Below are 16,093 nucleotides of genomic sequence, written 5' to 3' on the forward strand. Positions count from 1 at the left end.
CTGGCAGGGCCGGCGCTTTTTCTTGTGATCAACCCGTTACCACATTGGCATTGTCCAGCCTGATGGCACACTGCCCCTATCCCAACCTGGCTGGAGTATTGTCCGATGTCTCCGTTGATCACTGTGGCTGAACTGGCCACCCGCATGACTGACTCCGACCTTGTGATTGTCGATTGCCGTCACGACCTCGCCAACCCGCAAGCCGGTCGGGAGGCGTATGCGCTGGACCATATCCCCGGCGCGGTTTTTCTGAATCTGGATGAAGACCTCTCCGGCCCCAAAACGGGCAGCAACGGACGCCATCCCTTGCCAGATCCGCGCTGGCTTGCCACGCGCCTGGGTGCTGTGGGCATCGGCAATGACAGTCATGTGGTGGCATATGACGGCTCTGGCGGCATGTATGCAGCACGCCTGTGGTGGATGCTGGGCTGGCTGGGGCATGACAATGTGCAGGTGCTGGATGGCGGGTATCAAGCCTGGCAGGGCGCGCGCCAGCGCGTCTCGGCCAATGTGCGACCGGTTGAATCAAAGAGTTTTATACCGCACCTGCGCCCGGAACGGCGCGTGACTGCGGCCGAGGTTGAGGCTGATCTGCGCGAGTCGTCATTTCAGGTGGTGGATGCCCGCAGCCCGGAGCGTTTTCGGGGCGAGGGCGAAACCATGGACCCGATTGGCGGGCATATCCCCGGGGCCATCAACCGTTTCTTTCAGCACAACCTGGCGCCCGGTGGCCGCTTCAAGGAGGCGCACCAGTTGCAACAAGAATGGCAAGGCGTGCTGGGGGCGATCCCGCCCGCTGATGTGGTGCACCAGTGCGGATCTGGCGTGACGGCCTGTCACAACTTGCTGGCACTGGCCGCTGCGGGCCTGGCGGGCGGACGCTTGTATGCCGGGTCCTGGAGTGAGTGGTGCGCCGATCCGGCGCGGCCGGTGGCACGGTAATGGTCTTTTTTTGTCGGGGGGCGTAGGGTGGATTCGGAGCGGTAGCGACAATCCACCATTGCTGCTGTGGCGTGTTAGCGCCTTTGGCGCAGGTTTTAAAAGCATTTGATACCGGCGGTGGCCGGAGCACGTTACTTTCTTTTGCTTCGCCAAAAGAAAGTAACCAAAGAAAAGGCGACCCCGACGACAGCGCCCACTACGTGGGTTCCCTGCGCTCCTCGCGTGGCCCGGCAGGCTCCAGCCCCGCTTCTACTGTCATCCGATGGGATGATCAACTTTGTGGGGGTACCCCCAAGGGGCAGGAACTCGCTGCGCTCAGACACCCCTCACCGAAACCCCGGACCCCGCTGCGGTGCTCGGCACTGCCGAAGGGGAGGCAAGTCAAAAACAACGGCCACGGCCACGTCAAAAGCAGCCCCAACCCCGCAAATCATCTGTTTGCAAGCATGGTTTATCTTGCCCACCACCTCGTCATTCCGGCGAACGCCGGAATCCAGCCAGGCCGCCGCAGGTGGCCTTTGCCGTCAAAGATCCACCGCGTAGCCCGGATGAAGCGCCAGCGGGAATCCGGGGCGGCAATATAGATAAGAATGAAAGTGCGCTAACAACATTACTGCCCCAACCCCAACCCCACAAACCGTCTGCAAGAATGGTTTATCTTCCCCACCACTTCGTCATTCCGGCGAACGCCGGAATCCAGTCAGGCCGCCGCCGGTGGCCTTTGCCGGCAAAGAACCACCGCGTAGCCCGGATGAAGCGCCAGCGAGAATCCGGGATGGCAATATAGATAAGAATGAAAGTTCGCCAACAACGTTACTGCCCCAACACCATCCACGCCGCCGGCCGCCCCAGCCGCGCTGCGAGTGGCGCATAGCGCTGGTCCAGCAAGGCGGCCAGGTTGAACAATTGCGTTGCGCTTTGCGGGTCCCAAGGGCCAGAGAATCCGGGCTCGCCGGCATCGCGCCGCTGGGAGTCGAACTTGACGGTGGAATGCACGTATTCGATATGCGTTTCATCCCCTTGGGCATATGGCGTCAGCCAGTCCAGCGCTTTGCCCAACGTTGCACCCTCGGGGGTGACGTCCTGAACCCAGTTCTGATCATGGCGCTGGGCGGCAAGCGTGGCCATCAGCAAGGGTTGCAGGTCGTAGACCACATAATGCAACGCATCGCGCTCATGAAAATCAAACACGCTGCCATCGGCCTGCAGGTTGTTGGCCAGGTGTTTTTCAAATACCTTGTGCGCCCCATTGATCAGTGCCGTGTCATTCAGGGCAAAGGCAGCCATCGTGGCCAGCTTGATCCGGTGGCTTTGCCAGTTGCCGTGATCTTTCTTGAGTCTGGCCTGGGCGATATAACCCGTCGCCAGTTGCCGCAAAAAGTCGTCCATATTGGCACGCGTCGCGCTGGGCAGTCGGTCGGCTGTCAGATCGTAGGCCAGGATCACGGTATCCAGATTGGTCTCATCAATCGGATTGAGCGAGGCGTGATAGAGCGGAAACCAGGCGTCCAGATAGCCACTGAGCGCCACCAGATAAACATCATCGCCAGAGATTCTCCAGGCCAGCGCCAGATTCAGGATGGCAGGCCAGTCTGCTTCGGCGGCAATGCTCTGGTCACGGATGCCCTGATGCGGCAGGGTGCCTTCGGTGTGCACGCGGGGCAGCGGCTGTGGATTGCGGTGGCGTGCCAGGTCGGCTGCGTGCAGTACCTGACGGGCAACCGGGGTGTCGCCGGTTTGCGCCATGCGGTTGATGGACAGCGGGCTGAAAATGGCAAAGCCACTGGCCAGCGCGGTGATGGGGGCGCTGATCAGCAATAGCGATAACACAAGTGGTTTGAACACAGGACGATCCGGAAAACACAGGGTGGTGAAAGCTAAACGCGGCACTTGTGCGCCGCGTTTACCGTCCCTGAACCTACCACAGAGCCGCTGTGATCAGCGTCGCAGCAGTTCTTCCCACAATTTGCTCAAGCGCTTGAGTGAGATCGGATAAGGCGTGCGCAATTCCTGCGCAAACAGGCTGATGCGCCACTCCTCAATCATCCAGCGCACCGGCAAAAGTTTGGCGGTGTCGCGGCCATCGCGCTGCCATTTTTCAATCTCTGCGCGCCATTTGCCTTCAAAGTCCAGCACTTCTGCGGCGCGTTGGGCATCACGTGCCGGGTTGGCCGTGCGTTTGTCGACCCGCAACTTGATGGCTTTCAGATAAACCGGCAACCGCGGCAATTGCTCCCACGGCGTGGCGGCCATAAAGCCGTTGAAGACCAGCTTGTTCAATTGGTCTTTCAGTTCATGGCTGATCTGGCCGGGTTTGTTGGCGATTTGGGCCACCGGGCCGTACTCGGCCACGACCTCGGTCAGCGCGCGGATGGCGGCATCCCGCACCGATGGCAGGCGCGCGCGGGCACGGGACTTTTGCTCATCAAACGCTTTTTTGGTGCGTGGTGCGTCATCTTCACCCAGGAAAGCACGGTTGCAGATGCAGTTCACCAGATCGTCCAGCAGCATGTCGGCATTGCCGATACTGCGCAATTGCAGCGCCAGTTGCTGGAAATTGGGGACGGACTTTTGCAGCTGTTTGACGTGCTCCTTGAGCTCAATCCGCAGCAAATGCACCACGCCTTCACGGTGCGCCGCTTCGGCCGCGTGCTCGGTATCAAACAGCAAAATCGCGCAGCTTTCCGGTTCATCCACCACCAGTGCCGGGTAGCCCGTGGTATTGCGGCCCTGACGCTTGAAAGTGAGTTTGGCCGGCAAGTCGCCAAAGTCCCATTTGTTGATACCGGTTTTCTCGATCTCGTTGCCGCCTTCGTCGCCGCTGCCGCCCGCTTCGCGAAAGGTCATTTGCGCCGCTTCGCCCAACTGGGCGCGGATGGCCACCAGATCGCGGCCGCTGGCCAGTTCCTGGCTGGCGTCGTCCACGACGCGAAAATTCATCTGCAAGTGCAGCGGTAGTTCTACGCTGGCAAAGTCGTCTTCTGATACCGGCTGGCCGATGCCGCGTGTTGCAGCGCGGGCCAGTTGCGGTAACAGCGGGGCTTCCCGATCGGCGCCGCTATCCAGTTCGGTCAGCATGCGCGTCACAAAATCCGGCACCGGCACGCACAGGCGCCGGATGCTCTTGGGCAAGGCTTTAATCAGCAGCGTGATTTTCTCGCGCAGCATGCCCGGCACCAGCCAGTCGAACACGTGGGCATTGACCCGGTTGAGTTGGTGCAGCGGCAAGGTCAGCGTAATGCCGTCCAGCACGTGGCCGGGCTCGAACCGATAAGACAGCGGCAGGCGCGCCTCAGCCAGTTTGAAGTGCGTGGGGAATTGCTCGGCCGTCACCATACCGGCGGCGCGCTGCATTAGTTCTTCCCGATCCAGGAACAGCAGTTTCGGGTTGGCAATTTCCGCTTCTTTGCGCCAGGCCTCAAACCCAGCGCCGTTCACAATGCCAGGCGGAATGATCTGGTCAAAAAACGCGTACAAGACCTCTTCGTCCACCAGGAAATCCTGGCGCCGTGCCTTGTGTTCCAGTTCTTCAATCTCGGTCAGCACATCAAAGTTGTGCTCCTGGAACTTCGCTTTGGTATTGAAATTAAAGCGGACCAGCGCCTCACGAATGAAGATCTCGCGTGCTTCTACCGGGTTGATGCGGCCATAGTTCACACGGCGGCGCGCCACAATGGGCAAACCATAGAGTGTGACCCGCTCAGAGGCCACCACTTGCGCCGGTTCTTTCTCCCAATGCGGATCAAAGTACTGGCGGCTGACCAGATGCAGTGCCAGTTTCTCGACCCAGTCGGGCTCAATGGCAGCCACGCAGCGCCCGAACAGCTTGGTGGTTTCCACCAGATCGCCGGCCAGAATCCACTTGGGCCGCGCACGTTTGAGACCGGAGCCCGGAAAAATCTGGAACTTGATCCCGCGTGCCCCCAGGTATTCATCGGCCTCGGGCTGTTTCATGCCGATATTGCCCAGCAAACCGGTCAACAAGGCCTTGTGGATTTGCTCGTAAGTGCCAGGTTTGTCGTTCAGCCGCCATTCCATGTCTTCCGCAATATCGGTGAGCTGGCGGTGCAGATCGCGCCATTCACGCAGGCGCATATACGACAGAAAATGCTCGTGGCACAGGTTGACGAGTTGCCGGTTGGATTGCTTGTTGGCTAGCGCTTCTTCAAAGAAATGCCAGAGCTTGAGATAGGACTGGAAGTCTGACTTCTCATCGACAAAGCGTTGCTGCGCGCGGTCTGCGGCATCCCGCGCATCAAACGGACGCTCGCGCGGGTCTTGCAGGCTCATGGCGCTGGCAATCACCAGAATTTCTTTCAGGCAGTTTTCCTGGTGTCCGCCCAGCAACATGCGGCCCAGCTTGGGGTCGACCGGCAGGCGGGAGAGTTGCCGCCCCACGGGCGTGAGCCGGTCTTCTTCGTCAACCGCGCCCAGTTCACGCAGTTGCTGGTACCCATCTGCCACCAGCCGGCCCGATGGTGCTTCCAGGAACGGAAAATCATCCACCTTGCCCAGCTTGAGCGCAGCCATCCGCAAGATCACGGCGGCAAGGGATGAGCGCACAATTTCCGGATCGGTAAACGCCGGGCGGTTGTTGAAGTCGTCCTCGTCATATAGACGCACACAAATGCCGGAACTGACCCGACCGCAACGGCCGGCGCGCTGCCGGGCCGACGCCTGGGAGATTTTCTCCACCAGGAGTTGCTCTACCTTGGCGCGCGGCGAATACCGGTTCACCCTGGCCTGGCCCGAATCGATCACATAGCGGATGCCCGGCACGGTCAGCGAAGTTTCGGCCACGTTGGTGGCCAGGACCACGCGGCGACCGTTGGAGCTGCGGAAAATGCGTTGTTGTTCTTCGTTGGATAAGCGCGCCAGCAGTGGCAACACTTCTGCATCCCGCACTTTGGCTTTGCGGAATTCTTCTGCGGTTTCGCGGATTTCGCGCTCGCCGGGCAAAAACACCAGCACGTCGCCAGTGCCATCGTGGCGCCACAACTCTTCAACGGCGTTGACGATGGCTTCTTCCATTTCGATCTCGGCATCATCTTCATCGCGCGCTTGCAACGGGCGATAACGCACTTCTACCGGATAGGTACGGCCAGAGACTTCAATCACCGGCGCGCCGGTAAAGTGATTGGCAAAGCGGTCCGCATCAATGGTGGCGGAGGTGACGATGACTTTCAGGTCTGGCCGCTGTGGTAACAGTTGCTTCAGGTAGCCCAGCAAGAAATCGATATTCAGGCTGCGTTCGTGCGCCTCATCGATCAGGATGGTGTCATAGGCACTCAGAAGCGGGTCGCTCAGGGTTTCAGCCAGCAAAATCCCGTCGGTCATCAGCTTGATGTAGCTGGCCTCGGACGTTTTGTCGGCAAAGCGCACCTTGTAGCCGACCACGGCGCCGGTTTCTGAATTGAGTTCTTGTGCAATGCGCGTGGCCACCGTGCGGGCGGCCAGCCGGCGCGGTTGCGTGTGGCCAATCAGGCCGGATTTGCCCCGGCCCAGTTCCAGGCAGATTTTGGGTAGCTGGGTGGTTTTGCCGGAACCGGTTTCGCCACAGATGATGACCACCTGGTTGGCCGCAATGGCCTCGCGGATATCATCCCGTTTCTGGTTGACGGGCAGGGCATCGTCAAACGTGGGGCGCGGCAGGTTTTGTTCGCGTTGCTGGTATTTGCGGCTACTGGCCTGAATTTGCTGCGTGAGTTCAATCAGGCTGCGGTCCACCGGTTTGCCCTGGGCGGCCCGCTGCTGCGCGGCCCGCAACTTGGGTTGCAGGCCGATTCGGTCACGGGCAAGGCAATGCTGGAGTTCTTCGCCCAGTTGGGCGAGAAGGTCGGTAGACATGTATGGGTAGAACCAGAGCGTCAAAAACGCACGATTCTAGCATTTGGTGAGGATGGAGTGAGGCGCTGGAATCCCCCGGGCTCGTCATTCCGGCCTTGAGCCGGAATCCAGCCCGCCCACCGCAGGTGGGCTTGCCTTGGCAAACCGCGGAAAAACTATGGGCAGTGCCTTTGGCTCAGATTTTTACACCTGGATTCCGGCTTTCGCAGGAATGACGAGGTAGTGGTGTGCGGGACGAGGTGGTGCGCATAAATCTGGCCCATCGCCCATCGCCCACCACACGTCTCAGTGCAACACCAGCAAGGTTCTGGTTTTTTCTTCCGTACCAATCTGCTGCACCCGGCAGGCGTGGGTTTTCTGGTCGCGGTGGTAAAGGAACTCCAGCGCCGTGCCAGGGCTGGATTCGGCCAGCAGTTGCTCGCTGTTGGCGGTAATGGCTTCCAGCGGCCTGCCTAACAGGTCGGTCGGCGGCGTGTTCAGTCGCTCGCAGAAGGGGTTGTTTACAAATTCGATGATGCCTTTGCGCAGCAGCATGAACGGCACGGGCAACGCATCGGCCACGCCTTCAGAGAGCGGGTCGGACGAAGCAATCAACGCTTCGGCTGCCTTGACATGGGTGATGTCGATGGCAATCGACAAGATATAGACATCGCCCTCGCGGACCAGCGGTTGTTTGGTGATATCAAACCAGTGAGTGCGACCATTGGGTAGTGTCCAGTGATCGACAATGCGCACCGTCTCGCCATGCTCCAGCACTTCGGTGTCGCCCGTGGTAAACGGCATGGCTTGATCATGGGCGGCCAGGTGTGATTGCACCAGCAACTCATGCCCCAGCGTGGTTTGGGTGGCGCGGTTCACCAGCAAGAAGCGGCCATGCTTGTCGCGCACAAAAATCAGGTTGGGGCTGGAATCAATAATCTGATGGACAAACAACTGCTGCTGGAAGAGGGCTTCTTCCGTGGCCTTCATTTGCGTGATATCCCGGATCACTGCCAGACATTCGCCCGGTGAGAGTGGAAGCAGGCGCGCTTCGAAAACATGCTGGCCGGATTCGTTGCCATTGCCCAGGCGGTATTCAAATTGTTGTTGCACCTGCGTGCTCTGCACAGAAATCAGCGCTTCCAGATACTGGCGCGACACGCGGGCGGGGAACAAGCCGGACAAGCGGCCATTGCCGTCGCAGGCAGAGGGGTGAAATTGCGCTGTGGCTTCGTTGAGCGAGGTGACCGTGCGGTTGGCGTAATCGATACGCCAAACCAGGTCGGGCAGGCAATGGGCGATGGGAATCGTGGCCACGTCGGTGCTGGCAGGTTCGGCTTCCAGTGCGACATCGATGCGATGCGTCGGGCTGCGTGTGGCAAGCAGCGCCAGAGCGACGCTGCCGGCAACCAGCCAGGCTTCGATAAGCCACAAGGGTAAGCCAGGCGTGACACCGCCCCACGTGTGCAACGCGGCAATGCCGCCCACACTGACGATCAGGGCTACGGTGACAGACAGCGGGCGGGCGCGATTATCCAGAGTGCGTGAGGCAAGCGGCATGGGCAAGGTCGGTGGACAATGTCTGACGAATTTGCGCTAGCAGCCGGGTCAGGTCAAGCAATCCATAGAATTAAAGCGACGGGCGTCGAAACTGGCCGCTGAGTGTTGCCGGATAGCCACGACATGTAGTCGGATTCTTACGCAAACGGAAAGAAATTTTGGTAAAAGCTGGATTGGATTCAGTACAGAACTACAGAAAAAACAAGGCTGCAACAAGAGTGTTGCTGGCGGAGCGGACGGGACTCGAACCCGCGACCCCCGGCGTGACAGGCCGGTATTCTAACCAACTGAACTACCGCTCCGCAGCGGTTTGGTGGGTGATGACGGGATCGAACCGCCGACATTCTGCGTGTAAGGCAGACGCTCTACCATCTGAGCTAATCACCCGTGTCTCGTCGAGAGGTGCGCATTTAACCATGCACCTTTTGGGCTGTCAAACACTTTTTTGAAGAGAAGTAGCAAAACCGTAAAAATCTCGCAATAAAGTGTCTCGCTCTGATGTGGAGGCCCAGCGCGTATAGTCATGCGCCTGCGGCATTTGGTATAAATTGCCCCAGTTCAAAACCAGAACATACATAGATAGTCGCTCCGGTGAAATTTTCAAAATTATCTGTAACAGACAAGTCTCGCTGGGTGGGTGTGCTGGACATCGTATTGGTGGTCGCGCTGGCCTGGGCTTGTGCCGGATTGTTCTGGCAGTTGTTCGCGCCGCATTCACCGCAAGTCCGGTTGATGCCTGCCGTAGAAGCACCGCGCAGCGCGCAGATGCAGTGGGCGGGTGCGCGTACATGGTTTGGCTCCGGCACGCAAGATGCAGGCGAGAGCGCCCTGTCGGCACAGCTGATTGCCGTGATTGCAGGCGGTGATAGTTATAGCGCCGCGATTTTTACCGGCCTGGATGCCTCCAGCCCGACCGCTGTGCGGGTAGGGCAGGACCTGCGGCCCGGTGTGAGGCTGGCGCGGGTGGAGCGGGATCATGTCGAGCTAGACGAACATGGCCAGACTTCAAAACTGATGTTGCAAGGGGCCAGTGCCCCCGCTGCGGCAACGCCACCTGCTGGCGGGCCGGCAGTCGGCGCTGCGCCACCGCCGCCGCCGGCCGGGCAGGCCGGTGCGATTGGTGGTGCGATCAGTGAAGGGCCGTCCAGCACGCTTACCCGTGGTCAGCTCGCGGCAGCCATGCAAAGTGCCAATATTTCAGACTGGGCCAAAGGCATCACCAGCGCAGCGGGTGGTGGCATCCAGATCGATAACCCGTCCCAGCAACCTTTTGCCGGCCCGCTGGGCTTGCAAAGCGGGGACGTACTCAAGAGTATCAATGGCGCCAACCTGACGCAAAACACCGATATTTCCTCCGTATATACCGCATTTAGCCAGCAGTCCCAGGTTCAGCTTGTGCTGCTCCGGCACGGCAGCCTGCTGCGAATGCATTACCAGATTCAGCCTTGACGGATTGCAATGAAACCTCGTTTCCGCCCCCTACTGATTGCCTGTTTGCTTGCTAGCCAGTTGTTGCAGGCCGCTGATAACACCAATTCGGTGACGCTTAATTTCGTCAACGCCGATATTGAATCCACCATCAAGGCTGTCGGCCTGATCACTGGCAAGAACTTTGTGATCGACCCGCGCGTCAAGGGTACGGTCAATATCGTCTCGTCCGAGCCGGTAGCAAAAGATGCGGTTTATCCCATTCTCTTGTCCGCTTTGCGCCAGCAAGGCTTTACCGCGCTGGAGAGCAATGGCGTGGTCAAGGTCATGCCTGAGGCCGATGCCAAACAGAACTACAGCACCACCGGCCAGCGCGGCATGAAACTGTCTGGCGACAAGATCGTCACGCAGGTGTACCCGCTGCGGTATGAGTCGGCCACACAACTGGTGCCGATCTTGCGGCCACTGGTATCGCCCAACAATACGGTCGCAGCCTATCCGGCCGGTAATACGCTGGTGATTACCGATTACGCCGACAACGTGCGACGCCTGAACCGCATTATTGAAAGTATTGATCAGCCGGCCCAATCGGATATTTTCCCGATCCAGCTTAAATATGCGTCCGCGCTGGATGTCGCGCAGACGCTGGCACGTCTGATGCCGGAAATCTCCATGCAGGGCGTGACACCCACTAATAACCCGGGTGAGGGGATTCACCGCAGTACCGTCGTGCCGGATGTGCGCAGCAATGCTTTGCTGGTGCGCTCTGAAAATCAGGCCACCGCGCAGCAGATCAAACGCATTGTGGATACGCTGGACCAGCCGGGCGCTGCGGGCGGCAATATCCATGTGGTCTATCTGCGCAACGCAGAGGCCACCAAGCTGGCAGGCACGCTCAAGGGCATTTTGACCGGGCAGGATTCCGGCAACAGCAGCAACCAGTCCACCAGTCTGGCCTCATCGGCCAGCCTGAGCAGTAACAGCAGTTCTACCAGCAGCAGTGCGACCAGCAGTACCGGCTTGTCCGGCATGAGCGCCACCTCGCCGTCTTCTTCCAGCAACAGCAATACCAGCAGCCAGCCCACCTCAACCAGCGTGCAAGTGGGTGGGGCCAATGTGCTGATTACGGCCGATCCGATGACCAATGCAATGGTCATCACCGCGCCGGACAACATTTATAACAATCTGCGCGACGTCATCGACAAACTCGATGCCCGCCGGGCGCAGGTGTATGTCGAAGCCATCATTGCGGAAGTCAACGCCTCCAAGCTCAATGAGTTGGGCGTGCAGTGGCAGTTGGGTCTGACTGGTTCGGGCACATCGGTGGTGGGGCTGTCTGGCCTGGCGGGTAGTATTGCCACGCTCAACAACCCCATCTCCAGTATCTTGTCGGGGATTTCCACCGGCACGTTTACCAATGGCGCGCCCACCGGTTTTAACCTGGGCGTGGTCAATAGCTCTGCCACGGCTGGTGTCATTTTGTCGGCGCTGGAAAACACGGGCGATGCCAACGTGTTGTCTACACCAAACCTGGTGACGCTGGATAACGAAGAAGCCCGCATTCTGGTCGGCCAGAACATCCCGATCCTGACCGGGCAAACCGCCTCGACGGGTTCCAATACCAATCCGTTCAATACCTATACGCGCCAGGATATCGGTATCACCCTGGCGGTCCGGCCGCAGGTGTCGGAAGGCGGTTCGATCACCATGCAGGTGTACCAGGAAGTCTCCAGCATTGATACCACCGTGAACACCAACGGTGGTGGTATTGCCACCAAGAAACGCACCATTGATTCCAAGGTGCTGGTCGATAACGGCCAGACCATTGTGCTGGGTGGCCTGCTGCAGGATTCATCGTCCAACGATATGAACAAGGTGCCGATTCTGGGTGATATCCCGCTGATTGGCGGCCTGTTCCGTTATCAAAGCCGCAACTGGGCCAAGACGGATCTGATGGTGTTCCTGCGCCCGGTGATCCTGTACGACAGTAAAGATACCGACACGCTTTCGGTTGATCGCTATCAGTACCTGCGCCGTGTGCAGCAAGAATTCAATATGTCTGATGGTCCGGCTTTGCCGGCGGTGCCCAAGGCCGTGCTGCCTGAGCTGAAGACCACGCCAACCACGCCGTCCACCTCGCGTTATGGCGTGCAGGACTTGCGCGGTGCCGGCAACAAGACGCCGGAAGTTACGCAACCGGTGGCCCCGGCAGCCAGTACCCCGGCCGCTGATACGCAAGGTCAAACCAAGTGAGCGCACGGCTGGTTCCTTATCACTACGCCCGCGATTTTGGCGTGGTCGACACCGTACAGTATGAAGACTCGGTGCATGTGTTGATGCGCAAAGGGGCAGACCTTGCTGCGCTGAACGAGTTGCGTCGCGTGGCTGGGCGCCCGCTGGATGTTGAACTGCTGGATCAGGAAGCCTATGAAGCGCGCCTGTCCGAACTGTTCAGCAACGCTGGCAGTGCCTCGTCCAGTGTGGCCGATGACCTGGAAGGCAGTCTGGATCTGTCGCGCCTGGCGCAAGAATTGCCGGAAATCGAAGACCTGCTGGAAACCGAAGACGATGCGCCGATCATTCGCCTGATCAACGCCTTGTTGACCGAAGCGCTGCGGGAAAACGCCTCTGACTTGCATCTGGAGCCGTTTGAGACGCGTTCTGTGGTGCGTTTCCGGGTCGATGGCCAGTTGCGGGACATTCTGGAGCCCAAGCGCGCGCTGCACTCTGCGCTGGTGTCGCGGATCAAGGTGATGGCCGGGCTGGATATTGCAGAAAAACGCCTGCCGCAAGATGGCCGCATCACCTTGCGGGTGGCGGGCCGCCCGGTGGACGTCCGGGTTTCCACCTTGCCGACCGGCCACGGCGAGCGCGCCGTGCTGCGTTTGCTGGATAAATCAGCCGGCCGCCTGAACCTGGAAAAACTGGGTATGGGTGGCGAAGTGCTGGTGCAATTGCAAGCCATGCTGAACGAACCGCACGGCATTGTGCTGGTTACGGGGCCGACCGGTTCGGGCAAGACCACCACGCTCTACGCCGCGCTCTCGCGCATGGATTCCAAAACCGCCAACATCATGACGGTTGAAGACCCGATCGAATACGATCTGGATGGCGTGGGTCAGACCCAAATCAACCCGCGTATCGATATGAGTTTTGCCCGCGCCCTGCGCGCCATTTTGCGGCAAGACCCGGACGTGATCATGATCGGCGAAATCCGTGACCTGGAAACCGCGCAGATTGCGGTGCAGGCCTCGCTCACCGGTCACCTGGTGCTGGCTACACTGCACACCAACGATGCCATTAGTGCGGTCACCCGTTTGACCGACATGGGCATTGAGCCCTTCTTGCTGGCGTCCTCCTTGCTGGGTGTTCTGGCGCAGCGGCTGGCGCGCAAACTGTGCCCGGCCTGCCGCCGCCTGGATGAGCCACAACCGGACGAGCTGGCTGCGTTTGGAGGTCTTGGCAAGCCGGTGCTGTATCGCCCGGTGGGATGTCCGGAATGTGGTGAGTCCGGCTATCGGGGCCGTACCGGCCTTTATGAGCTGCTCAAGGTCGATGAAACCCTGCGCGGCATGATCCACGCGCGGGTGCCAGAACAACAACTCAAGGAATATGCGTTGGCGCACGGTATGTCCACACTGCGTCAAGACGGCGTGCGCCGTGTGCAGCGTGGTGAAACGGCGCTGGAAGAAGTCTGGCGCGTCACGCGTGAGAGCTGATCCCCATCGTTGTTGAGAAAAAGGCCCATTTGGGCCTTTTTTTATTCCTGTTCTTTGTGGGTGGGGCGGGGCATGTCTTGCGGCGTGCCCAGGTCTGCGCCTTGTGGCAGGGAACAGCGGCAAAGCGCAGGTTGGCCGTCTACCATAAGTCGTGAACCGGGTCATGCTGGTGTCACGAGTTTGCTGGCACCATGCGCCCACCGCATCTGGAGAGCACTATGCGATTTCTGATTTCCCTCTCAGGCGTACTGGCCTTGCTGGCCGGCATGCCAGCCTGTGCGCAAGACACAACCGCCGCCAGCCCGGTGGCCGCGCATGTCGAAAAGAACGGCGAAACGGTGACGCTGGAGAGCGAATTTACCGTGGCGGTATCGCGGGAGGTGGCCTGGCAGGTGCTGACTGACTTTGACCACATGACCAGCTATATACCCAACCTCAGCAGTAGCAAGATTCTGGAGCGCACGGAGACCACCATGAAGGTGGAGCAAAAGGGCGTGGTGCCGCTGGGGATCTTCCACACCTCTTACGATTCGATCCGGCAGATGGAACTCAAGCCCATGACGGAAATCCGCGCTCATTCCGTTGGGGGAGATTCCGGCCCGCTCTCCAGTGTCAGTACCTTGTCCGAAAAGAACGGCCAGACCGTGGTAAGCTACCACGCCGAATGGACGCCGACCTCTAAACTGGTCGGCAGCCTGGGAACCGGTACTGCGCGTGACCAGTTGCTGCACCAGTTCACCGCCATGGAGCAGGAAATGCTGCGCCGGGCGCACAAGGCCAAAGCAGATGCCGCATCGGATGCCGCAGCCACGCATTGATGGTTTTTTTTGCTTAGTCCATTCGCATCATTCTGATCATTCTGATTCAACCCGTTTTGTTACCGAAGCCGTTCCAGATTTATGCGATTGCTAGCGCTCAAAATTGATGTCGATACCTTCCGGGGCACGCGCGTGGGTGTACCGCGCCTTGTCGAGGCCCTGCAACGGCACAAGGCCAATGCCACTTTCCTGTGGAGTCTTGGCCCTGACCATACCGGCCGCGCCATCAAGCGCGTATTCCGCCCTGGTTTCATGAAAAAAGTGTCCCGCACCTCGGTGGTGGAACACTACGGCATCAAAACCCTGATGTACGGCACGCTGTTGCCAGGGCCGGATATCGGCAAGCGCTGTGCAGAACTGATGCGCAGCGTGGCCGCCGCCGGTTTTGAAAATGGCATCCATACCTGGGACCATATCCGCTGGCAGGATGGCGTTGCCGGTGCCGATGAAGCCTGGACCCGCGCGGAACTGAACAAGGCGGCAGAGCGTTTCAACAGTATTTTTGGCGAGCCCGCCACCACGCACGGTGCCGCTGGCTGGCAAATGAACGAGCACGCCTACCGGTACGAGCAACACATGGGCCTGCGTTACGCTGCGGATACGCGCGGTACGCATCCATTCTGGCCGGTGGTGAAGGGCGAACTGGTGCGTTGCGTACAACTGCCCGGCACGCTGCCGACGCTGGATGAACTCCTGGGTGTAGATGGCCTGAATGCCGACAACGTCCACGAGCACATCTTGCGCATGACAGAAGACACCCAGCCCTACGGCCACGTGTTTACCCTGCATGCTGAACTGGAAGGCATGAAGCTGTTGCCCACCTTTGAGCGCTTGCTGGCGGGCTGGATCGAACAAGGTTATCAACTGGTGTCTTGCGGCGATCTGTACGGCACGCTGGACCCGACCAAATTGCCCTACCATCACGTTGAAATGACAGAAATCCCCGGCCGGAGCGGTGTGCTGGCGATGCAGGGCGCTGTGTTTCCGTGATTTTTTCCTGCTGGCTCTGGTCAGTCCGCCATTTGATGGCTGAGCAGACGATGCAGAATGTGATATTCCACGCCAGCCGGCGTTGAGCGCGACTCATACAGACTCAACTGTGACGCCCGCCAGATAATGGTGGGCGTTATCGTATGTGCCGGGCACACCGCCTTGCGCAGCAGCGTAACGTGGGCATTGAAGCCTTGCGCGTCCACACTGAAATCCTGCTGCTGCAAAACGCGTCGCAGCCTTCCTGCCAGCGCATCCAGTGCGATATGCCGCTCAGCCAGCCCGGCCCACACCACTTTGGCGCTGCTAAAACTGCCGATAGCAGCCAGTTGCAGCGTCATCGCCATAAAACCGCATTGATCAATCAGCCTGGTCAGTTCATCCAGACGAGACAACGACGTCTGGCCCAGGAAGGCCAGCGTCAGATGCAGATTGTCTGCGGGAACAGGTTTGCCACCGAATTGCACGTGCGCCTGGTCACGCGCCATCGCCAGTTGCTGGCGGACAGCGGGTGGGGGTGTCAGACCAATGAAGAGGCGGGCGGAGGCGGTCATGGGCGTATTGTAGAGTGTGCGGTGTACAGCAAATTGAAAAGGTGCGCTCATCTCTGGAGTGTCATTCCGGCGAAACCCGGAATCTAGAGCGCCCACTGTCGGTGGGCTGCCCCGGGCAAACTACGGATAAACCATTTTGAGTGCCTTCGGCACGGAGGTTTACACCTGGATTCCGGCGTTCGCCGGAATGACGAAGTGGTGGTGTGCAGGGTGGAGGATATGACCGCACAATCTGGACACCTCACACCTCACACCT

Annotated in this window: 10 protein-coding genes and 2 tRNA genes; 6 read left to right on the forward strand and 6 right to left on the reverse strand. The window is 59.4% G+C overall.

Annotation, left to right across the window (positions count from 1 at the left end):
• Window positions 1-105: 105 nt before the first annotated feature.
• Complete coding sequence (locus tag HNQ50_RS01320; RefSeq protein ID WP_184096773.1) at window positions 106-942, forward strand: sulfurtransferase; 837 nt, start codon at window positions 106-108, stop codon at window positions 940-942.
• Between the two features lie 813 nt (window positions 943-1,755).
• Here the strand turns inward: HNQ50_RS01320 and HNQ50_RS01325 are convergent.
• The 5 genes from HNQ50_RS01325 to HNQ50_RS01345 all read right to left on the reverse strand — a co-directional run bounded on the left by HNQ50_RS01325 (window position 1,756) and on the right by HNQ50_RS01345 (window position 8,715).
• Window positions 1,756-2,787 (reverse strand): alginate lyase family protein, encoded by a 1,032-nt coding sequence (locus HNQ50_RS01325; protein WP_184096775.1) that lies wholly within the window; start codon window positions 2,785-2,787, stop codon window positions 1,756-1,758.
• A gap of 93 nt (window positions 2,788-2,880) precedes the next feature.
• Window positions 2,881-6,789: an ATP-dependent RNA helicase HrpA gene (gene hrpA, locus HNQ50_RS01330; RefSeq protein WP_184096777.1), complete on the reverse strand. Its 3,909-nt coding sequence runs from the start codon at window positions 6,787-6,789 to the stop codon at window positions 2,881-2,883.
• A 285-nt stretch (window positions 6,790-7,074) separates the two neighbouring features.
• Window positions 7,075-8,328: a PAS domain-containing protein gene (locus tag HNQ50_RS01335; RefSeq protein ID WP_184096779.1), complete on the reverse strand. Its 1,254-nt coding sequence runs from the start codon at window positions 8,326-8,328 to the stop codon at window positions 7,075-7,077.
• A gap of 225 nt (window positions 8,329-8,553) precedes the next feature.
• Window positions 8,554-8,630 (reverse strand) — tRNA-Asp (locus tag HNQ50_RS01340).
• Window positions 8,631-8,639: 9 nt separating this feature from the next.
• Window positions 8,640-8,715: transfer RNA gene (locus tag HNQ50_RS01345), tRNA-Val, on the reverse strand.
• Between the two features lie 252 nt (window positions 8,716-8,967).
• Here HNQ50_RS01345 and HNQ50_RS01350 point away from each other — a divergent pair.
• The 5 genes from HNQ50_RS01350 to HNQ50_RS01370 all read left to right on the forward strand — a co-directional run bounded on the left by HNQ50_RS01350 (window position 8,968) and on the right by HNQ50_RS01370 (window position 15,283).
• A complete protein-coding gene (locus HNQ50_RS01350) occupies window positions 8,968-9,777 on the forward strand; it encodes a type II secretion system protein N (RefSeq protein ID WP_184096781.1) in 810 nt (269 codons plus the stop codon).
• 9 nt (window positions 9,778-9,786) lie between these two features.
• Complete coding sequence (gene gspD / locus HNQ50_RS01355) at window positions 9,787-12,009, forward strand: type II secretion system secretin GspD (protein ID WP_184096783.1); 2,223 nt, start codon at window positions 9,787-9,789, stop codon at window positions 12,007-12,009.
• Window positions 12,006-13,475 (forward strand): type II secretion system ATPase GspE, encoded by a 1,470-nt coding sequence (gspE, locus tag HNQ50_RS01360; protein WP_184096785.1) that lies wholly within the window; start codon window positions 12,006-12,008, stop codon window positions 13,473-13,475. The genes gspD and gspE overlap by 4 nt, the downstream gene beginning before the upstream one ends.
• 218 nt (window positions 13,476-13,693) lie before the next feature.
• Window positions 13,694-14,293: an SRPBCC family protein gene (locus tag HNQ50_RS01365; protein ID WP_184096786.1), complete on the forward strand. Its 600-nt coding sequence runs from the start codon at window positions 13,694-13,696 to the stop codon at window positions 14,291-14,293.
• 81 nt (window positions 14,294-14,374) lie between these two features.
• Window positions 14,375-15,283, forward strand: coding sequence for a polysaccharide deacetylase family protein (locus HNQ50_RS01370; protein WP_184096788.1), 909 nt, complete (start codon window positions 14,375-14,377; stop codon window positions 15,281-15,283).
• Between the two features lie 20 nt (window positions 15,284-15,303).
• On the opposite strand, the gene thpR is transcribed toward HNQ50_RS01370, so the two are convergent.
• Window positions 15,304-15,888: an RNA 2',3'-cyclic phosphodiesterase gene (gene thpR, locus HNQ50_RS01375; RefSeq protein ID WP_184096790.1), complete on the reverse strand. Its 585-nt coding sequence runs from the start codon at window positions 15,886-15,888 to the stop codon at window positions 15,304-15,306.
• Window positions 15,889-16,093 lie beyond the last annotated feature (205 nt).

The organism is Silvimonas terrae (assembly GCF_014202765.1).
GTDB lineage: Bacteria > Pseudomonadota > Gammaproteobacteria > Burkholderiales > Chitinibacteraceae > Silvimonas > Silvimonas terrae.

Bases quoted from the DNA above. Each gene is read 5' to 3' on its own strand.
- HNQ50_RS01320 (WP_184096773.1), top strand. From the start codon at position 106: ATGTCTCCGTTGATCACTGTGGCTGAACTGGCCACCCGCATGACTGAC.
- HNQ50_RS01365 (WP_184096786.1), top strand. From the start codon at position 13,694: ATGCGATTTCTGATTTCCCTCTCAGGCGTACTGGCCTTGCTGGCCGGC.
- hrpA (WP_184096777.1), bottom strand. From the start codon at position 6,789: ATGTCTACCGACCTTCTCGCCCAACTGGGCGAAGAACTCCAGCATTGC.
- gspD (WP_184096783.1), top strand. From the start codon at position 9,787: ATGAAACCTCGTTTCCGCCCCCTACTGATTGCCTGTTTGCTTGCTAGC.
- HNQ50_RS01335 (WP_184096779.1), bottom strand. From the start codon at position 8,328: ATGCCGCTTGCCTCACGCACTCTGGATAATCGCGCCCGCCCGCTGTCT.
- thpR (WP_184096790.1), bottom strand. From the start codon at position 15,888: ATGAGCGCACCTTTTCAATTTGCTGTACACCGCACACTCTACAATACG.
- HNQ50_RS01370 (WP_184096788.1), top strand. From the start codon at position 14,375: ATGCGATTGCTAGCGCTCAAAATTGATGTCGATACCTTCCGGGGCACG.